This is a genomic window from Wolbachia endosymbiont (group A) of Dendrolimus pini (assembly GCF_964026835.1).
Lineage (GTDB): Bacteria > Pseudomonadota > Alphaproteobacteria > Rickettsiales > Anaplasmataceae > Wolbachia > Wolbachia pipientis.
In genome coordinates this window covers 1-21,484 of record NZ_OZ034702.1, presented here as the reverse complement: position 1 = coordinate 21,484, position 21,484 = coordinate 1, and the positions used below count along the sequence as shown (strand labels likewise).

Genomic DNA, 21,484 nt, shown 5'->3' with positions numbered 1-21,484 from the left:
GTTCTTGGTATAATGGAAAAGTATGTAGTCCTTATACTGTCCTACATACTCGGTTCAATACCGTTTAGCTTAATCATTACAAGAATAAAAGGGATAAACTTAAGAGAAGTAGGTTCAGGAAACATTGGTGCTACAAACGTTGCAAGGACGGGAAATAAATTTCTTGCTGCTTTGGCATTATTTCTGGATTCCTTTAAGGGATTTATTGCCGTTTATATAGCACAACAATTTTGTGATAATAACGATTTTTATATATATGTATCTGCAATTTTAGCAGTTTTAGGACACATGTTTCCTATTTGGCTAAAATTCAGTGGAGGAAAGGGCGTTGCAACCACTCTAGGGATACTGATAGCATTTAACATCGATATTACTTTAGTATTCGTAATAATTTGGATAATAGTCTTTCTTGCCTTTAGATACTCTTCCCTTGCTTCACTCAGTGCTACTTCAACGGCTGTAGCATGGTCCTTTTTTTTTCAGAGGAATTTGTTCTTAACATTACTAATTATAGGAGCACTGGTCTTCCTAAAACACCACAGAAATATTGTGAATCTTCTGCAAGGTAAAGAGTATAAATTTTATAGATAATGTACTGCCAAATTATTGACACTTAAACTACGAGACAAATTGCTTGACGGTATGATTTTGTCCTCTTTGTTTAAGTCTATGATTTTTGCTTTTGTTATATTCTCTACTTCTTGAGGTGTTAAAAGACCATCTTCAATGAATTCCTTTTTTGTTTCTCTTATTTTTTCATAAAGTTGAGTAACGTGATCTTTATTTCCTTCATATACACTTTCAATTTCTAACTCTAGCTTATGTGAAGCTCCTTTTTTTAACATTTCATCCATTGCTGCTTTTGTTACTTTTAACCTTTCTTGCAAAATTTTCTTTATTTTTTCCTTATCATTTTCGTTATTTTTACTGAGTTCTACATATACCCTATAACATCTTTTTTCTCTTGGGAGCATTCTTAACCCATCTAACATGCTAATTATCTGACCTTCAATAGTCTTCTCAGCCTTTAATTTAAATTCTGCTACTTCTTCTTCTATTATCTTATTAGCTATTCTCTTAGCTCCATCCAAAGATGAACCCTTGAGAGAAAAATCTGTCTCGAGTAGATCTCGATTTAATAGCTCTAAGAATACTTTTTTTCCGATGTTTTCGAGTAAACTTTCTTGGTCATCTAAATCATGCTCCTGCAGTTTATTTCTCATGTGCTGAACCAGCTCACAACATTGTAATTTATTTAACTTTATAGAGCTAATATTTTTCATTAACGTCAGCACAATTTGTTCACTATATTGAGAAGTAATACTCAATAATTTTCTCATTAAAGGAATACTTACTTCTGAAATAAAATCATCAACTATTTTTTGACTTTCATCGTCTTCATAACCATTTTGAACGTCATACCAAGCCTTAAGAATTTCTTTATTGTTTTTCTTGTTTTTTAACCTGTCTAACATAAACTCACGTGCTTTATTTTGTGCTTCTGAGAGCAACATTTCCCTTGGGGGAGTAAATCTAATTTCTGGATCAGGATGAATACCCTCTAGCGTGCTTAACATTCTATAGATAATACCGGTGAAGCAAGTGTTAGGAATTCGCTCTTTTCTAGAGAAAGTTTGGCTATCAATTAAATTAGAAATCAATGCATCCTTTTTACTCTTAACGGCTTCTCCGTCTCCATCATTGCAAGCCCTTAAAACTAAAAGCAGAACCTGCCCACCTGTAAAGCCGGAGCTATGCTTTTGATCATCTTTGCAAAAGTCATCTAAAAATGCAATTACTCTTCCTTTATCCTCATCACTAAACTCATATGAATTGTTTATATATCCAATGAATTGAATATATTCATCATTTTTGATTACGTCTTCAGGTACTTGTTCACTATACTTACCTTTTAATTTATCAATATTTTTAATGATATCATCATTTAATTGATGGGGCAGTAAATGTTCAAGCTTAACATCAAAACTATTAACCATACCACGTAAATTCTCTTTTATACCTTCCAAAAAGAAATTTATAGAAGCTTTAAGCAGCGTAAATGGGTTAAAATCTTTTGGCCTTAGTTCACTCTGCAATAAAATTAATAGCATTGTAAGTGGTATAGTTCCCAGTAACGAAATAAGCAAGAGAGTGGTAGTGAAAGTTAGATATGTTATGAAAGCAGAAAACAAGAGGAAGGCTGCTACCTTGATTGTATTGTTTTTAAAAAATATTTCCCAATATTCCCTTTTGCTCATTTTTTGCTGTTTTGCCGTTTTTATTTCTTTGTAGATATAAAGAGTTTTAATTTCAGACCTGAAGAACATAGTACCAAGAGAAAAAAGAACATTAACAGGATTAGTGATAATGCTTAACGAGACAAAAGCTCCAAAGTAGCTAACAAATTTTAGCTTACTAGAATCCTTTGAAGGAAATTGTATTTGAGAAATACCTATCATAGCTTACCTTCAACATCATTACACTCTAGTAATAGCATAATAATTTAAAACGTCAATGTTTAAGTATCTTATTATCCGCACACTCATCGTATTCGATCTCGACTGTAGAGTGTGCTATCTCGAACTTATCTAGCAATATTTTTTTTATTTCATATAAAACATTGGTGTGCTGCACATTTTGCTTTATTTTAGCATGCATGGTAATTATAAAATAATTATCAGACAGCGACCATGTATGTATGTGGTGCACATCTATCACTTCAGGTAATTCTGATGTGATCTTACTTTTTATCTCTTCAGCAGATATACCCTCAGGCGTACCTTCAAGGAGTATATGGCAAGAATTTTTGAGAATTTTATAGCCGCTATTTAGAATTATCACACTAACAAATACTGATAAGATTGGATCTACTATTTGCCATCCAGTAAGCATGATAATTATAGATGCAAGTATAGCAGCTACAGAACCTAAAATATCTCCTATAACGTGTAGTACAGCACTTTTTATGTTTATATTGCTCTCGCATTTACTATGTAATATAAAAAAGACTATTATGTTAGAGACAAGACCGAGTGTAGCAATTATTAACATTACTTTCCACTCAACATTGACTGGAAAAATAAACCTCTTTATTGACTCAATTATAATGATTACTGCAATGAGGAATAGAGTTAAACCATTAACAAATGCTGCAATTATCTGCAACCGATGATATCCGTATGATCTCTGCAAATCGGATTTCTTAGCTGAAAACCTATGTGCTAACCAGCTTAAAACCAAGGCAAAGAGGTCAGTGAGCATATGCCCTGCATCTGATAATAGAGCAAGCGAATGTGAAATTATTCCACCTACTATTTCCATAAACATTGTTATCGCAACTATTATTATGGAATAGATTAAGCGCTTGGACTGCGCTGCTGAGTGTTTACCGTTATGCACTGCTGTCATATAAAATCTTTTCATAAACAAAAACGTGGGTAACACTGGGTTCGAACCAGCGACCGCTTGCACGTCAAGCAAGTGCTCTACCAACTGAGCTAATTACCCATCGTGGTTTTAGTATAGTGCTTTGGTGGAATGAAAGTCAATAAACCACTTTGCTTTTGTCCTTGTCCAATGTGATTCCGGAATATAGCTGTATAGAATTTCAGCCATATTCTAAATTTTACATATTAAGTTAACTATCTATACTTTATTTATTAAGATATAAATTATATTAATACAGGGATTTACGTTTTTTTTAGGGAAATTACTTTATGCTTGATATTGAAAGATCAGCAAATTAGAGGTTAAAATTATGACAATTAGTCAACAAGTAAATAAAAATATAACTAAAGAAGGATACTTCAACAATAACGGCAAAGGGTTTAATTCGCCACATGTTACAGAAGTTGAAGATTTAAATATTAAAGTAGAGGTTTATTCTCACAATTTAAGAGCAAGTAAAGTTGCTAACATTGAAAGTGAGATAAGAGAAACAGCTACTAGTTTTAAAGATACATTCAAGTTAGAACGCGGCAGTTCAGAACAAACATTTAAAATTTATATGTTTGATGACAAGGATGATTACACTCACCTTGGCGGAAGCGAGCGTTTCGGTTCTTACCTTGGAGACGAAGGTGGTAAATGTTACTACAAAGGGAAAGCTGATGTTTTTGCTGAAATGTACGTCTACCAGCAAGGTGGCGTTCATAACCTTCAGCATGAATTTGCACATGGTTTAACTTACTTGGCTACAGGAGGCGAATCTTTACCAACAGTATTAATGGAAGGAATTGCAGATTACTTTGAGCACCATTCAGATCATAAATTCAATTCTCAAGGATCAAGTATTGACAAGACCGAAGCTGCAAATCTGGATTTAGATAAAATTTTAAGCTTAAAATATTCAGATGACAGCGAAGCAAATAGCCTAGTTTATAAAACAGGTCATGCGTTGATAATGTACTTACAGGAAAAAGATCCTAGTTTATTAAGAGACTACCTAGGCAGTGTCGACATTTATTTTAACCAAAGATAAATGCCAGCAATGTGAACAAAAGACAGAAAAGCTATGGCCAATTTGTCGTAGCGTGTAGCAACTCTGCGGAAGTGCTTGATTTTGTTGAACATCCTTTCGATTAAGTTTCTCTCTTTATACAATTCTTTGTCATATTCTCTTGGTGTTTTTCTGTTGGAACGCGGTGGGATTACTGGCTCAGCATTTACAGCTTCTGCAGCCTCAATCATATAATTTGCGTCATACCCTTTATCGGCAATAAGTGCCTCCATGTTCTTGCCTTCTATCAGGTCTAAAGCTTTTACGTAATCCGATCTTTGCCCTGCAGTAACAAAGAATCTCAGTGGGTTGCCCAAAGCATCACAAGCAGCGTGTAATTTGCTTGAAAATCCTCCTTTGCACCGTCCCAGCTCTTGTTCTTGTCTACCAGTTTCCACATTTTTTTCTTGCACCAGCAGCATGTTGATGTGCCCTGATTATTGTTGAGTCTATCATGAGCCACTCTGTGTCTCCATTAACAGCTAATGTGTTGAAAATCATCTGCCAAACACCAGATTTTGCCCACCTTATAAAACGTTTATGTACACTTGACCATTTTCCATACTCAGCCGGCAATGCTCTCCATGTTGCTCCTGTTCTACCTATCCACATTATTGCAGCTACGAATCTCCTGTTATCTTTTGCGCTTCTTCCTCTATCTCCTTCCTTACCTGGCAGACTGTTTTTTATTCTCTCCCATTGCTCATCTTTTAAATCATATAGCATTCTCTTTACCTATTAATAAAGAGTACTCTATATCACTATTTTTTTATGTCGACAAGACCTAGATGCTTTACGTCAAGGTGACTCACATAAATCAGGAAGCTTTTTAGATCAAATAAAAGGGCATGATAACGCCTTTAAAGGCTGGCTTGCTGAGAATGATACAGAAACTGCAATGGAACATCTCAACGCTTTGCAAGTTACAAAAGGAGATTTCATAGCAACTGGTCAAGAAATAGTGGGTGGAGAAATTAAAAACGTATCCTACTATAAAGCAAATATAGAAAAAATGGATGGAGAAAACGTTGGAAGTTTTTCTCCTGTAGAACACGTTGCGTTTTATGATGTTGCTCGTGCTATAAATAGAGCAACAAATGATACACTTGATATATCAAAGGAATATCATTTCCTTAAGGTAGTAAAAACTTCCGATGGACAGGATAAACTAACTTACTCTGACCAACAAGGTAATGAATATCAAAACAGTCAAGAGTATAAAAATCAGGCTTTAAGGGTATTATCAAAATATGATACAGAAGTTAAGAATCAGGTAGATGAATTTGATAATTTGAATAAAGAACGTGGTGAAATGTATCAAAAATATCATAAAGAAGAGATTACTATTGAAGAGTTACGTAATGAGGAAAATACAAAATACGGACCAGCATTTTTAAAGTTTGATCAACTAAAAAACAAAGCCGTTGATGAAATTGAAAATAATTCCCAAGCAGCAAAAATATTAGATGGGCTGGTCAATATCGATTCAAACTTAATCAGAGGTACTCACATTAATCTACAAGAAGGTAAGATTTTTTCTATGCAAGCTCATGGTCAAGGAGATATGGGTGCACTGTCTATATATGACGGAAATACAAAGCTTGGAGAATTATTGAGCGAATCAGGATTTTTTAAGCAAGTTGAAGGCCAAACTAAAGAAACTTTCGTTTTTGAGGATATATTGCACAACTTAAATGTTTCATACGAAGGCGGTGCTTACATGGCAGTTACAAAAGAAAATGGTCATTATAAAGCTTCCCTAATAGATGGCAGAACAGTTGAACGCGATGAATACTTTGATGAAGCGCATTTACATGAAAATGAATTGTTGCATCCTAGCACTGGACACATCCAAAAAGATTTAGATTCTCTGCTTCTTAGAGGTACCAAAATTTTGAATCATCAGGATTCAGAACATGCACAATATTCTGATGAGCAAAAGGCAAATGGAGTAATCGTGGAAAAAGGAAAATTACTGGATAATAAGGGAACAGATAGGACAGACGATGATGTATATGAAGCTGTCGTAAAGCAAGGAGACGAGCGCTTACATGAATTTAAAAATATGGGCTTTTATATTACCGAGAAAGGTGATCTATTTATTCATGACCATGGAGCAAATGTAAGGTTTCAACTACCACAAAGTATTACTCATCTAAAATTAGTGGAAAAAGATGGAGCATATAAGCTTGTTCCGGTGACGAAAGATGGGAATGAACATCCAGTAGGTATGCCAAATATATCAGACGAATATAGATATATAGATCCAATATTTGCACATGAATATGAAAAGAGAGATTATTCCCATAAACATGTAAATGTGGGCCTTATAAACTTAGAGAAATATGGCTCTGGCAAACTTTTTGCTATAAAGCACGACCCAAATGATTACCACATACAAAGAAACTCTAGCGGTGAAATAGTTAGAATAAAAGATCAAACATATTTCACTAAAGTAAAATTGTTTGATGGCGACGAAGAAATTGGAATGTTATCTAATAACTTCCATAACTTCAAAGGTAAAATATTCTTTTCTGCTGACTACAACTACAGTTATAACGATTTCCTAGCATCTGTTTCTCCTCAAGTTGAAATTGAGGATATGGGAAATGGAAGTAAAAAAATAACTTTCGATCAAGGTAGTGGTGATATCGGTGATACTAATAGAGGCTACACGGACTATCAGAAAATATTCACAAAAGAGAAACAAACCGAAAGTCCAAAAGGGCAAGTAAGTGAAACTAAGACAGAAGTTCATAGTACTACTAATGTTGTTGCACAAGCTGCTGAAGAGAAAACTGCATCAAACGACAATAGTGAAATGCAGTCTGATCAGCCACAAATTCCAACAAGGGCAAAAAGGTCAGCTTCAGTGGAGGAGAAAGAGCAAGAACAGGTAGTATTAAAAGACACAATTCTCAAAATAGAAAAGAGCTACGAGCAGGACTCAGAAGGGAAGCATAAGGCAAATGTAACGATAAATTATAATGATGTGAAAGCCTTGTATGATAGAGCGGAAGGAGCAGAAAAGCAATCTGTGTTAGATTTTTGGAACAAACTGCACACATCAGATTATAAGGTTGGTGCTTTGCCGGAAGACAAATACTATTTTGAAAAAGGCAAATTCGTAATCCACGATAGTGGCACAAAGAAGCTTATAGTGTTACCTGAAGATAAGGTGTCCATCAAGATAATGAAGGATGGTGATAGTTATAGTTTAGCTATATCAAGTGGTAATGGCAAAGTAATAAACAGCATTAGTAAAATAGATAATCCAAATTACGAATTGCTGTCAGATTCAAGTCATTTCAATTCAGGGGAGCAAGATAATATTGTATTATCAGATCAACATCACGAATATAATCTTTATCTAGAGAATGGTTTTGTGAAAATGTTCGATTGCGCAAGCGATCACATTTATCACGACCACAACTCGGCCTATATCTAATACATACAAGGAGGGCAGTGCCCTCTTCTTGTCATTCCAGTGTCAAGCACTGCCGTCTTGGATGGAAACCAGCGTCACGCCCTGGAATGACAGGGTTTGTCATCCGAGTAGCCCCTTCGGTGTCATCCCAGTGCCCAGACACTGGGATGGCTTTGTTGCATCGCTACTTATGAAAGGCTAACTATAATTAGGATTATAAGCAACCTATTGAAAATCTTGTTTTTTTGCAATCAATCTGATCAAATTTAAGAATAGTAATTTATTATTTATATTAATAAATTTAATTCTATTGAAAATAGCTAAAGCATTGAAATTCTTGAATTTTAGCCGGATTGGTAAATGGTAGTGAAATTTCTTTTACTCAAATTTAGGTATTCATTGACCGTTCTTGTTATAAATACCAGAATAATAAGCTACTGATATTCCCTATCTTTTTTATCTTTAATCCATCATAGCTAGCGATGCAACAAAGCCCACTGGGATCCAGAAAACTTAACTTTAAATAAGTGGCTGCATAATAAAGGCTGGATTCCAGACTGGAATGACATCATCTGCTACACACTTGAATGACAAGAGAAGAATTCTGAAACAACAAGTTTCAAGGAAATCTTATGTAAAATCTAGCATTAACAAAAATTATACTATTTTCATGCATGCTATGGTTTTTGTAATTAATGGAGGGTGATATGGCGTTGAGTGAAAAATTGAGTACAATAGATACAATAGAAAACCTTGCAACTAACAAAAATTTTTTAGGAAAATTGATAGTGGAACTCAATAAAGGTGCTAATGATAAAGGTATATATACTAAAAAAGGTGTGGATGATGAGTTGAGAAAGAAAGCTAATACTGCAGATGTTTACACTAAAAGAAATGTAAATGATGAGTTGGCAAAAAAAGCTGACAAGAATTACGTCGATGCTGAGCTAGGAGAGAAAGCTGGTGCAGCTGATCTAGCCAACAAAGCTAATACTGCAGATGTTTACACTAAAACTGATGCAGACACTGCTTTTGTCAAAGCTACAGAGCTTAAACCAAAAGCTGCAGCGAAAGATGTCGTGGATGCTATAATTGCTTCTACTGATTTTACCGATAAAGTATACACTAAAAATGATGCAGATACTGCGTTTGTTAAAACTGCAGATCTTGCAACAAAAGTTGCAAAAAAAGCTGTTGTGGATGCTTTAATACCACAATTAGCAAAAGGTGATGATGATAATGGTATCTATACTAAAAAAGGTGTTGATGACACGTTTCTTAAAACTGCAGATCTTGGAACAAAAGTTGCAGAAAAAGCTGTTGTGGATGCTTTAATACCAGAATTAGCAAAAGGTGATGATGATAATGGTATCTATACCAAAAAAGGTGTGGATGATGCATTTGTTAAAACTTTAGGACTTACAGATACGCTAAAAACAGAAGTAGTAAAACAGCCTGTTGTGGATGCTATAACTGCTTCTCCTGATTTTACAAATAAGGTATATATTAAAGCTGCTCCAGCCGATGAAGTTTACACTAAAACTGCTGCAGAGACTGCTTTTGTTAAAGCTACAGAGCTTAAAACAAAAGCTGCAGCGAAAGATGTCGTGAATGCTATATTTGATGCAAAAGACGGCGACAAATCAATTTTAGTGGATAAATTAGGAGGATTTCTTGATGCTACTGACACAGCGTATGGTGACAAAAATGATCAAACAGCAAAGGTGTTCTTAGGAGGTAAAGGGCTAAAAGGGGAGACAGGAGCCACTGGTCCTAAAGGAGCAGATGGTAAAGATGGAGCTCAAGGCCCACAAGGAGAGACAGGGGAGACAGGAGCAGATGGTAAAAGTCCAATAGCTGCTGAAATAGCTGCTGAGAAAGCCTTACAAGAGCATGTAACAAAGATAAGCATACAAAGTCCAGAATTTAAAAGAGCTGTGCAAGAGGAAATGTCACAACCGTATTTTGAGCCTCCAACAAGTGATGATGCTGCACTTAATTGGACTTGGTAATACAGCTTAGATCCAAGTAGTCACGCTACTTGGATGACGTCATATGGTCCTCTGATGACGGAAAAAGGACTCGGATAACACCCTACAATGTCATTCCAGCGCGTGACGCTGGAATCCAGCCTTTTCATAATCATTAAAATGTTGTATTTTAACATAAAACGGCTACTTTTATGCTTACCAACTTAATAAAATTCCTGGATCCCAGTGTCTGGGCACTGGGATGACAAAGGAGAGCAGTGTCAAGCACTGGGATGACACCCTACTAGCAGAAGTTACTCTCAAATGTTTGTTCATGTTAGCTACAAACATTAAGAAATTTACCAAACGAAAAAAAGGCAAAAGAAGCCCTAGGTCTTGTCGACATAAAAAAATAGTGATATAGAGTACTCTTTATTAATAGGTAAAGAGAATGCTATATGATTTAAAAGATGAGCAATGGGAGAGAATAAAAAACCATACGCGTCAAGTTAAGGAAATAAAGGTATGAAAGAGATAGAATAATAAGGTATAAGTTCTCCCAGATATACTTTTAGTGAGAGAACCAATGAATAAAATAACTTGCTTATCAAAAAAGCTCAAAGAATTTTTTAATGAAAAAGCAGAGAAAATCTCAATTACAACAAGGTTTATAAAAAGAAAGAGAAAGCTAAAAGGTTCATCATTCGTAAAAGCCATGGTCTTGGGTAATATAGGAGTTGATAATTGTAGCGTAGAAACAATGTGTCAATTACTAAACGAGGACTCGATAGATATAACAAAACAAGGTTTGGATTTTAGATTTACTGAAGAAGCAGTGGAATTTATGAAAAGGATGTATAATGAATCTGTGATTCTCTTTAAAAATATCTTGCAAGTTGATTGCAAAATCTTACAGCAATTTAATAGTGTTAAATTATTGGACAGTAGCTATATTACTCTACCTAACAGTATGGAAGAGATGTATAAAGGTTATGGTACTAGCTACAGTGGCTATGAAAGCAATACTAAGTCTGGAATAAAGTTACAATTAGTTTTCGACTACATGAATCAGATAATAGACCAACTTAATTTAACGGAGGGGGTAAGATCAGACCAGGGATATAGGAAACATTTAAGTAATATATTAAGCAATGATTTGCTAATATCTGATCTCGGTTATTTTGTGCCAAGTTCTTTTAAACAAATCAATGAAATAGGAGCTTATTTCATAAGTCGTTATAAATCCGATACCAACATATATGATGTAGAAACAAATCAAAAAATGGAGTTATTAGAATGTTTAGAGGATAAGTTATTTTTAGAAAACGAGGTATTGTTAGGAAAAGAAGCAAAAATTAGAGTAAGAATTATATGTCAGAAACTAACTGAAGAACAGTCTATGGCCAGAAGAAGGAAAGCTAATAGATTAGCAAGATCGCAGGGATATACATCCTCTAAAAGAAATCAAAAATTGTTGAACTGGTCAATATTTATAACTAATGTTCCAGAAAATAAAATTAGTGCTGAGCAAGTATTAACGATTTACAGAGTAAGGTGGCAAATTGAGTTATTATTTAAATTGTATAAAAGCCATATCAGGCTTGATAAGCTAAAAGGAAAGCCATGCAGAGTATTATGTGAACTATATGCTAAATTGTGCGCAATTCTTATATTTCACGGCATAGTTGGTTGCACAGAAGTGAAAAAGAATACAGAACTTAGCTTAACAAAGGCATTTATTGAGCTAAAAAGGCGGGTTAGAGAGTTATTTTTAGTATTAACCAAAATTAATAGTTTAAAAGCATTTCTTAAAAAACTCACTATAACTTGGTCGCGATTTTCATTAAAAGACAAACGTAGAAGGGCTAGAGTATCCACTTTAACCTCTCTAAATTTGCTCACAATCTCTTAACTTGACGCGTATGGAATAAAAAACAGTCTGCCAGGTAAGGAAGGAGATAGAGGAAGAAGCGCAAAAGATAACAGGAGATTCGTAGCTGCAATAATGTGGATAGGTAGAACAGGAGCAACATGGAGAGCATTGCCGGCTGAGTATGGAAAATGGTCAAGTGTACATAAACGTTTTATAAGGTGGGCAAAATCTGGTGTTTGGCAGATGATTTTCAACACATTAGCTGTTAATGGAGACACAGAGTGGCTCATGATAGACTCAACAATAATCAGGGCACATCAACATGCTGCTGGTGCAAGAAAAAAATGTGGAAACTGGTAGACAAGAACAAGAGCTGGGACGGTGCAAAGGAGGATTTTCAAGCAAATTACACGCTGCTTGTGATGCTTTGGGCAACCCACTGAGATTCTTTGTTACTGCAGGGCAAAGATCGGATTACGTAAAAGCTTTAGACCTGATAGAAGGCAAGAACATGGAGGCACTTATTGCCGATAAAGGGTATGACGCAAATTATATGATTGAGGCTGCAGAAGCTGTAAATGCTGAGCCAGTAATCCCACCGCGTTCCAACAGAAAAACACCAAGAGAATATGACAAAGAATTGTATAAAGAGAGAAACTTAATCGAAAGGATGTTCAACAAAATCAAGCACTTCCGCAGAGTTGCTACACGCTACGACAAATTGGCCATAGCTTTTCTGTCTTTTGTTCACATTGCTGGCATTTATCTTTGGTTAAAATAAATGTCGACACTGCCTAGTCATTGTCTATTTTCAGTATTGGCGTTTTTTAAGTCTTAAACACTGCAATTTAGCTGCTTTTAAATGCAACTCATCTTAGTTTAAATGTTTAAGAAATTTACTAAGCAGAAAAAAAGGCAAAAGAAATCCCGTATTAGCTAGTTGTCACTCTCTAATCCTGCAAATTGGCGTGCTATACTGTCTTAAACGCTTTATAAGCGCGTTTCAGCTTATATAGGTAAAAACCCAGAAATGTTGTGAAGACGTAGGGTGCGCATAGTGCAAAAAATTAAAAATAAGACGCCAATTACGTAATACTGTTGTCGTTTAATCTGCACAGATTGAAGATAAATGAATACCTTCAGTTTCATGATAAGAGGGCTGGCGAAGGGTGTCAAGTAAGTTTTTTCGTTTCTACCAGCTACTTGGATGACACCACATAAATTAATAAATAGGAAAATTACTACAAATCTTTTCAACTTTAGTTTTCACCGTTCTTTCAATATCAGGGCTATTTCCGCTGATTAATCCTTGAATTACTTCATTCATTAGACCAGCTATTTCTTTAAAATTTTCTGCCTCAAGTCCGCGTGTTGTCTCAGCAGCGGTGCCAAAACGGAGCCCTGAGGTGATGGTTGGCTTTTCTGTGTCAAATGGCACAGAGTTTTTATTGCAGGTAATGCCAGCCCTCTCAAGGCTATCTACAACGTCTTTTCCAGTTAATTTCTGCGATCTTAAGTCAACTAGCACTATATGAGAGTCAGTGCCACCGGTTATAATGTCGAGTCCATGCTTTTGCAATTCTTGAGCTAGTACTTTCGCATTTTCCACGACTTTCTTGCTATAAGTTTTAAATTCTGGCGCCAATGCTTCTTTAAATGCAACAGCTTTTGCAGCTATCACATGCATAAGTGGCCCGCCCTGCAATCCTGGAAAAACTGCAGATTGAATTTTTTTGTGTAATGCTTCATCATTGGTCATCACTATTCCACCACGAGGACCACGCAAAGTTTTGTGAGTCGTGGAAGTCATAACATGTGCATATTCAGCAGGGGATGGATATTCACTTGCTGCAACAAGCCCCGCATAGTGGGCAATGTCTGCAAGCAAATAAGCACCAACTTTATCTGCAATTTCGCGAAAGCGCTTGAAGTCCATTTTTCTCGGATAAGCAGAAGCACCAGCTATGATCAATTTTGGTTTATGCTCCAGCGCCAGCTTTTCTATCTCATCCATATCCAGCAAGTAAGTGTCTTTATTCACTGTATATTGAATCGACTTAAACCATTTACCAGAAAGGCTTGGCGCCGCACCGTGAGTTAGATGCCCACCGCAATTCAGTGACAATCCAAGTATTGTATCACCTGGAGTAAGCAGTGAAGCAAACACTGCTTGATTTGCCTGAGAACCAGAGTGAGGCTGAACATTTGCAAATTTTACACCAAACAACTTACAAAGTCTCTCTATAGCCAGACTTTCAATTTTGTCCACATGCTCACAACCACAGTAATATCTTTTACCTGGATAACCTTCTGCGTATTTATTAGTCAGAAAAGAGCCTTGTGCCTCCATTACCGCTTTGCTTGCAAAATTTTCTGATGCAATTAGTTGCAGTTGTGATCTTTGGCGTTGCAATTCTTTTTCTATAGACTGATAAACCTCGTTATCAAAAGACTTTAAACTATTTTTAGAGCCACAGATTTTTTTTAAAACACTCATCATAGATCAAACCTCGCTTTAATTTTAAGATGCACAAGCAATTTTAAGACTGCTTGTCCTGCTTTTTTAACCATAAGAGCCCAAAAACAGCCACCAGCAAACATACAGGAATAATAGATGTTGCTTTTATCAGCAATTCAGCACTATAAATAGGACTTCCATGTATAATCGCTTTATCCCAATAAGAACCTATTACCTTCGCAATTCCAGTGTGAAAGAGGTAGCCAAAAACCATAACTATCATATTTGATACAGCTGTAGTTAATCCTATTAAGTTATTATTTACATAACTTAATGCTTTGTACAGTGTTACTATTTGATATCCAGAAGCGAAACCTATAACAAGAAGTGCAGGCAATACAATATACAATCCGCCAGCCCGTGTAAAAAGTAAAAGGAAACTAGCAATCATTGCAAAGGAACAGACAATAATAACTTCATAATGTCTATTTGGGTATTTTTCTAATATGTGAGCAAAAGAGAGCAATCCAGCTGCAAATCCTACATATATAACAGAAGAAATTGAAGACGCTAGATCACCGGCCATTTGATATACCTCACATAAAAAAGCTTTTGTCCAAGCATCAGCAAAACCTTCTAGTGGACCTACCATTAAGCCACCAAAAAAACTAATTAGAATGATATATTTATTGAAAAGCACAGTTTTTAGATCCTTCATGCTAATTTTTTCTTTTCGAAAGTCGTAAGCATTGTAAGGAATAACTAAAAATAAAGATAAAGCAAGTAAGAAACCAAACCCTGAAAGAATATAAATTACGTAATTCCAACCAAACTCATCAAGCAAAAGTTCTATTGGTAGACCACCATATATTGCCCCTAATAGCCCTATAATAACAGATATGCTTGCCATTTTTGCTGATTTTTCTCGCGAAAAATACATACTGGCAACTTTAAATACTCCTATTGCTGACGCAGACGAGCCAATCCCAACAATTATTCTACCTAATACTGAATAATACCACTCATCAAAGCACACAAGAGGTAATGTTCCAATAGATACCAAGACAGCACAAATAGGTAAAACAATTTTTGGACCGAATCTATCAAAACAAAGACCAACAGGGATATGAACTAGTGTAAATCCCACATAGTAGAGACCATTAAATTGCCCTAAATCTGCAATGCTTATATTAAATTTTGTTATTAATACAGGCGCAATTATGTTTGGCATGACACGTAACACATACTGGTATGCATAGAAAAGAGATACTATCAACCATACAAAAAAATTACTTTTCGACATACCTACCACCTAATAAAACCCTATTACAATTAAAACAAAAATATCAAAGTAAAATAAAGTATTATATTTCATAATAACAAGAGCCTTAAATTAGTACATCTAACGATTTTATCATACGAGCCTTCGATAAATTATCTACTTATTACAATCAACTTCTCTAAAATCTTTATTTTTTAACCATAAGAGCCCAAAAACAGCCACCAGCAAACATACAGGAATAACTGATGTTGCTTTTATCAGCAATTCAGCACCATACACAGGATTTCCTTGTATTATTGTTCTATCCCAACACAAATCTACTATTTTTGCGATCCCAGTGTGAAAAAAATAGCCAAAAACCATAACTATCATGTTTGACACAGCTGTAGCCAGGCCTACTAAGTTATTATTTACATAACTTATCGCTTTGTAAATGGTAACCACCTGATATCCAGATGTGAAGCCAATAATAAAAAGCGTAGGTAATACAACATACAAGCCACCAATCTGAGTAAAAAGCAAAAGAAAACTAGCGATCATTGCAAATGAGCATGCAATTATTACTTCATAATGCTTATTTTTATATTTTTCCAATAAATAAGCCAAAGAGAATGATCCTGTTAACATTCCTATCAATATTACGGAAGAGAGAGAAGATGCCAAGTCTTCATTCATTTTATATACTTCAAAAAAGAATGCTTTCACCCAACCATCGGCAAAACCTTGCATTGGACCGACCATGAGTCCACCAAAAAAGCTAATTAGAATAATATGCTTGTTGAAAAGTATGTTTTTTAAGTCTCTAATGCTAACTTTTTCCTGTTGAGCATTGCTTTCAGGCGTTACTAAGAACAGCAAAAGAGCAAGTAAACACCCAAATGCTGAGAATGTATAGATAACATAATTCCAGCCAAATTTATCGAGTAAGAAGTCTAAAGGTAACCCGCCACATATCCCTCCCAAAATTCCTATAATTATAGATAAGCTGGCCATTCTTGCTGATTTTTCTTGCGCAAAATACATGCTTGCAACTTTAAAGATTCCAATTGCCGAAGCGGATGACCCAATTCCCACAATTATTCTTCCAATTATTGAATAACTCCACTCATCAAAGCATATAAGCGGTAGTGTTCCGGTAAATGTCAAAACGGTACAAGCAGGTAAAACAAACTTTGGTCCAAATCTATCAAGGAAAAGACCAATAGGTATATGAGCTAGCGTATAGCCTACATAGTATAACCCACCAAAATGGCCAACATCTGCAATACTTATGTTAAATTTTGTTATTAATTCAGGCGCAATTATGTTTGGAATTACGCGTAATATATATTGGTATGCATAAAACAGTGACGTCAACAACCAGATTAAAAAATTCCTCTGCAACATGAATCTCAGCTAAAATTTAGGATTATAGATACTTTAGTTATAAAAAACAATACTATATTAATCATCTAAATCTGCTTAGCTCTTTTTACAGCTTATAACTTTAAGTAACCAAAAGCCTATCATTCCTATTAGTAGGCATATAGGTATTATTAACATAGACTTAACCATTACATCAGTTCCATAAAATGGCTTTCCATCGATAATTTCACCGTTCCAATAAAAATTCATTATATTTGCAATAATGACGTGAAAAAAATAACCAAAACTCATAACTATGGAATTACCTACAGATCCTGCACTTGCTACTGCTTCGTTTTTTACACAACTTACAACTTTAGCAGTAAAAACAATTTGGTATGCAGAAGCAAGACCAATAATGAATAGTAATATACATGCCAGGAGTTCACTAATATTGCATATAAAAAGTAATAAGAACACAATTATCATGGCCATAGCACAAGAAATTATTATTTCATAGTGCTTGGTTGGATTTTTTGCTAATATGTAAGGAAGTAATAAATGCCCAAAGCCAAAGCCTATTAGTATCCATTTTGAAATGCTATATGCAATGTGTCTATCTATAGCGTACATCTCATGCAAGAATGTTGCGGACCACGCATCTGCAAAGCCTTCTAATGGTCCAACCATAAAACCGCCAAACAAACCTATCAATAAAATATCTTTATTAAATATAACTTTGCTTAAATTTTTAATATTTAATTCTTCGTCTGAGGTGCCAACTTTAGGTATAGATATAAAGGTAGTTAAAGCAAGCAATAATCCAAGCATTATACACACAGTAAATAAATAATCCCACCCAAACTTATCAAGTAAGACATGTAATGGTTTGGTGGCAAATACACCACCTGAAATGCCAATAATAACCGATATGCTGAACATCATGGCAAATTTTTCTCTATGGTAATAGATTCTTATTATTTTAAAGAGTCCAAGTACTGAAGCAGAGGATCCAATACCAGTAATTATTCTTCCAATAATAGAATAACTCCAATCATTAGAACTGACTAAAGGTAAAGCACCTAAAGATGTTAATGCAATACAAATCGGTATAACAACTTTAGAACCAAATCTATCTAAAAGAATACCTACAGGAATATGTGCTAACACATAACCTACATAATACAGTCCACAAAATTGTCCTATTTCTGTTGTTCCTATATTAAACCTTACTACCAATTCAGGAATTATAATATTTGGAATTACGCGTAATATATATTGGTATGCATAAAACAGTGACGCCAACAACCAGATTAAAAAATTCCTCTGCAATACTTTACCCCAAAGCTAGCATTATAGATACTCTGTTTATAGAAAACAATATTTTTATGAATACTTATTTTAATTTACCGGAATTTTATACAGTTGAACTCATAGCCAACATAAGTAGTTTATGCATTAACTAAATTTTCCAGGTTCAAGTTTGGATGATGGAAAAAGTTCACTTTTTCTATTTTTAAAAGAGACCTTTTATTTTACTTATAATTTTTTCTACCATATCTACAACTGGCTCATGAATAAGGTATATGAAAAAAATTACACCACAAATGATAAGTATATTTATGATTTTACCCTTATTCATCTTTATCTTGAGCTTCACTTTTGTTACAAGATCCATTTTATTTATGTTTTTATTTCATGCTGACAATTATATCTTAAATACCATAATTTTCAGTAAAATTTGACTTCAGAAGTATTCTATTAATTCAATATTAACCTTTTTATGTGTAAAATAGTTAATATAATATTAAAGCAGGCTGATGAATATAAGCACGATAGATAATACGCCGCAAAATTACATAACAAAATACATTGAACAAACATTCGCTACACACGTGCTAGGCAATAGATACGACAAATTGTATAGGAAACTTCTAAGTGGTATAGAAGAGATAATAAAGCTTGCTGTAAATGAAGCAAAACACTACGATGAAAATTTAGAAGATCTATATAACGATTCAAGATTTAATAAGAAATTTATTCAAGCTGTTGCTAAACATCAGGTGTCGGAATTTTTAAATACTTATCCGAAAAGAAAAGAAATTGTTGCAGAATTTTACAATGAACATCACATTAACGAAAGTGATTTAAAGACTCTGGAAAAGGGGAAAGATTTAGTAAATAAAATAAATAACATTAACTTACTGCAACAAAATGAAAAAAATGAGGAATTCAATATTAGAAAGACACTTGCTCAATCAATAAAAATGCCTTCCATAGAAAAACACAAGTTAGAACATTCAAAATAACCTTGGCGAAGTATGGCAAAATATACAACTTATGGATAGTCTATTTCATTTTAACTCCTGGCACGCTTTAGTAATACTATCACATCCAATTTCTAATTGTTCCTGAGAGGTTGCATAAGAAATTCTGATAAAATTTTCTAGACCAAATGCAATTCCTGGAACCACAGCAACCAAATGATCTCCCAGTAAGTATTCAGTAAAATCTAAATCATTATTTATTATCTTACCACTTTTTGTGCTTTTACTGAGCAATCCTTCACATGAGACAAATAAATAAAACGCACCTTGTGGAACAGACGCTGATAATCCCGGGGCAGAATTTAGCTCTTTCACCATAAAATCTCTACGACTCTTAAAAATCCTTGTTCTTTCTTTCAAAAAACTATGATCACCGTTTAATGCTGCTGCTGCTGCTGCTTGTGCTATCGAATTTGGATTAGAAGTGCTTTGAGACTGCAGCGTAGAGATAGCTTTTACCACATCACTTCTACCTGCAATATACCCTATTCTCCAGCCTGTCATTGCATAGGCTTTTGATACTCCATTGACTACAAAAACTCTATCATAAAGCTTCGGCTCAACCTGAGCGATAGTAAAAAACTTTTCGTCGTATATTATATGCTCATAAATATCATCTGTAACGACATTCATATGTGGATATTCAAGCAATATTTGTGCTATGTCTTTCAATTCATCACATGTGTACACAGCTCCTGCAGGGTTGTTCGGTGAGTTAAGAATTAACCATTTAGTTTTTTTAGTTATCCTGCTTTTCAATAATTCCGCTGTCAGTTTAAAATTTTGTTTGCATTCTACTACAACTGGCAAGCCGCCAAAAAGACTTACCATATCAACATATGAAACCCAATAAGGAGCTGGAATAATAACTTCATCTCCAGAGTTAATTGTTGCCATGAACAAATTGAATAACACCTGCTTAGCACCTGTACCAACACAGATTTGGTTAAGCGTGTACTCGAGGTTATTATCCTTTCTTAACTTATTAATTATTGCTTCTTTCAGCTCACGCGTTCCATCAACAGCAGTATATTTAGTCTTACCTTCACTTATTGCTTGAATAGCTGCTTTTTTTATATGATCTGGAGTATCAAAATCCGGTTCTCCTGCAGCTAAAACACAGATCTTTTTTCCTTCATTTTTCAACTTATTTGCCTTATCAGTTACAGCAATCGTAGGTGATGGTTTTATTAGGGACATTCTTTTTGCAAGGTCTGACATATCTTACTGAAGCTAAATTCAAATGATAAACCCCGTACAACAAAAAAGCTAGAATTTTGTGTATTGTATTAGTAGCTTTTTACCAGGTTTACCAACGCAGCAATATTTTCAACTGGAGTATCAGGGAGTACTCCATGTCCGAGATTAAATATGAAGGGTAAATCTCTAAAGCAATCTATTATACGTTTTGCTTCTTTGATTGCTTCCGTTTTATTATAGGCTAAAAGATTAGGATCAAGGTTTCCTTGTAGAGGGATGTTTAGATTCGCTTTCGCCCATTTTATTGGAACATTATAATCTATACTTACTGCAGATACACCTGTTTGTTCGCAGTAATCTTTATAAAGATTTCCAGCAGACCTTGGAAAACCTATTATTGGAAAATCAGAAAATCTATCCTTTATTGCCAAGATAATTCTCTTTGTTGGTTCGATAACATATTCTTTAAACAATGGTTCCGACAACGCACCAGCATTACTGTCAAATAGCTGAATAACATCTGCTCCAAATTCTATCTGTTTAATTAGATAAATAATCGTTACTTCCGTTATTCGTTCAATTATTTCCTTCAAACACGAAGGATAAAAATTTAATACTTTGGAAAAAGTTTTGCTGCTCCCACCTTCTATGATGTATGAGGCTACTGTCCATGGTCCACCAGCAAATCCTATGAGAGATTTTTCTTTTGGTAATTGGCTTCTGACTTTTTTTATAGCGTTTAGAATTGGTAAGGTTTTAGTTTCAATTTCTTGTGGACCCTTCAATTCCTTAGGACTTTCCACGGGTTTTATTATTGGACCTACACCGCGTACGAAATTCACGTCACAACCCAAAACATCAGCTATTATTAAAATGTCTGAAAAAATTATCGCCGCATCCATGTCAAATCTTGTCACCGGCTGTAACGTCAATTCTGTCACTAAATCTGTGTTGTAGCATATCTCCATAAAATTATTCATATTTTCTACTGCTTTGCGGTACTCAGGAAGAGACCTGCCAGCCTGACGCATTAGCCAGATAGGCACTCTTCCACCCGGCTCATTTCTCTTAATAATTTTCGCTATTGTTGTTTTGCCGCTTTCCA

At 34.8% G+C, this 21,484-nt stretch carries 15 protein-coding genes, 1 tRNA gene and 2 pseudogenes; 8 read left to right on the top strand and 10 right to left on the bottom strand.

Going from position 1 to position 21,484, the window contains the following annotated elements:
* Positions 1–12: 12 nt before the first annotated feature.
* Positions 13–591 carry a glycerol-3-phosphate 1-O-acyltransferase PlsY gene (gene plsY, locus AAGD66_RS00090; protein ID WP_010963004.1) on the top strand — a complete coding sequence of 193 codons (579 nt, stop codon included), beginning with the start codon at positions 13–15 and terminating at the stop codon, positions 589–591.
* Here the strand turns inward: plsY and AAGD66_RS00085 are convergent.
* From AAGD66_RS00085 to AAGD66_RS00075, 3 genes are all read right to left on the bottom strand, one after another.
* Entirely contained in the window at positions 582–2,459 is a 1,878-nt protein-coding gene (locus AAGD66_RS00085) for a hypothetical protein (RefSeq protein WP_341814468.1), read from the bottom strand. The two genes, plsY and AAGD66_RS00085, sit on opposite strands and share 10 nt — an antisense overlap.
* 52 nt (positions 2,460–2,511) lie before the next feature.
* On the bottom strand, positions 2,512–3,408 hold the full coding sequence (locus AAGD66_RS00080; protein WP_006280506.1) for a cation diffusion facilitator family transporter: 897 nt from the start codon (positions 3,406–3,408) through the stop codon (positions 2,512–2,514).
* 26 nt (positions 3,409–3,434) lie between these two features.
* Positions 3,435–3,507: transfer RNA gene (locus AAGD66_RS00075), tRNA-Val, on the bottom strand.
* 250 nt (positions 3,508–3,757) lie between these two features.
* Between AAGD66_RS00075 and AAGD66_RS00070 the strand changes: the two genes are divergently transcribed.
* Complete coding sequence (locus AAGD66_RS00070) at positions 3,758–4,480, top strand: collagenase (protein ID WP_265024496.1); 723 nt, start codon at positions 3,758–3,760, stop codon at positions 4,478–4,480.
* On the opposite strand, the pseudogene AAGD66_RS00065 reads toward AAGD66_RS00070, so the two are convergent.
* A pseudogene (locus AAGD66_RS00065) lies at positions 4,462–5,224 on the bottom strand (IS5 family transposase). The gene AAGD66_RS00070 and the pseudogene AAGD66_RS00065 overlap by 19 nt on opposite strands.
* A 172-nt stretch (positions 5,225–5,396) precedes the next feature.
* Between AAGD66_RS00065 and AAGD66_RS00060 the strand changes: the two are divergent.
* The 5 genes and pseudogenes from AAGD66_RS00060 (at position 5,397) to AAGD66_RS00040 (ending at position 12,549) form a co-directional block, all read left to right on the top strand.
* Positions 5,397–7,946, top strand: a complete 2,550-nt coding sequence (locus AAGD66_RS00060; RefSeq protein ID WP_265024495.1) for a peptidase M2 — start codon at positions 5,397–5,399, stop codon at positions 7,944–7,946.
* Positions 7,947–7,963: 17 nt separating this feature from the next.
* Positions 7,964–8,119 (top strand): hypothetical protein, encoded by a 156-nt coding sequence (locus tag AAGD66_RS00055; protein WP_153296799.1) that lies wholly within the window; start codon positions 7,964–7,966, stop codon positions 8,117–8,119.
* A gap of 513 nt (positions 8,120–8,632) precedes the next feature.
* Positions 8,633–9,937, top strand: a complete 1,305-nt coding sequence (locus AAGD66_RS00050) for a collagen-like protein (protein WP_265024494.1) — start codon at positions 8,633–8,635, stop codon at positions 9,935–9,937.
* Between the two features lie 544 nt (positions 9,938–10,481).
* A complete protein-coding gene (locus AAGD66_RS00045) occupies positions 10,482–11,807 on the top strand; it encodes an IS4 family transposase (RefSeq protein WP_264339118.1) in 1,326 nt (441 codons plus the stop codon).
* Between the two features lie 15 nt (positions 11,808–11,822).
* Positions 11,823–12,549 (top strand): annotated as a pseudogene (locus AAGD66_RS00040) (IS5 family transposase).
* A gap of 441 nt (positions 12,550–12,990) precedes the next feature.
* Here the strand turns inward: AAGD66_RS00040 and glyA are convergent.
* From glyA to AAGD66_RS00020, 4 genes are all read right to left on the bottom strand, one after another.
* Complete coding sequence (gene glyA, locus AAGD66_RS00035) at positions 12,991–14,268, bottom strand: serine hydroxymethyltransferase (protein WP_264723937.1); 1,278 nt, start codon at positions 14,266–14,268, stop codon at positions 12,991–12,993.
* Between the two features lie 40 nt (positions 14,269–14,308).
* Positions 14,309–15,529 carry an MFS transporter gene (locus tag AAGD66_RS00030; protein ID WP_264723936.1) on the bottom strand — a complete coding sequence of 407 codons (1,221 nt, stop codon included), beginning with the start codon at positions 15,527–15,529 and terminating at the stop codon, positions 14,309–14,311.
* 135 nt (positions 15,530–15,664) lie between these two features.
* Complete coding sequence (locus tag AAGD66_RS00025) at positions 15,665–16,894, bottom strand: MFS transporter (RefSeq protein ID WP_341814467.1); 1,230 nt, start codon at positions 16,892–16,894, stop codon at positions 15,665–15,667.
* 75 nt (positions 16,895–16,969) lie between these two features.
* Entirely contained in the window at positions 16,970–18,184 is a 1,215-nt protein-coding gene (locus tag AAGD66_RS00020; protein WP_174515889.1) for an MFS transporter, read from the bottom strand.
* A 488-nt stretch (positions 18,185–18,672) separates the two neighbouring features.
* Here AAGD66_RS00020 and AAGD66_RS00015 point away from each other — a divergent pair, with 488 nt between their 5' ends.
* Positions 18,673–19,161: a hypothetical protein gene (locus tag AAGD66_RS00015; RefSeq protein ID WP_264723934.1), complete on the top strand. Its 489-nt coding sequence runs from the start codon at positions 18,673–18,675 to the stop codon at positions 19,159–19,161.
* Between the two features lie 45 nt (positions 19,162–19,206).
* Here AAGD66_RS00015 and AAGD66_RS00010 read toward each other — a convergent pair whose 3' ends face one another.
* A complete protein-coding gene (locus AAGD66_RS00010) occupies positions 19,207–20,400 on the bottom strand; it encodes a pyridoxal phosphate-dependent aminotransferase (RefSeq protein WP_010082012.1) in 1,194 nt (397 codons plus the stop codon).
* Between the two features lie 68 nt (positions 20,401–20,468).
* Positions 20,469–21,410, bottom strand: coding sequence for a uroporphyrinogen decarboxylase (gene hemE / locus AAGD66_RS00005; protein WP_410529792.1), 942 nt, complete (start codon positions 21,408–21,410; stop codon positions 20,469–20,471).
* Between the last annotated feature and the right edge of the window lie 74 nt (positions 21,411–21,484).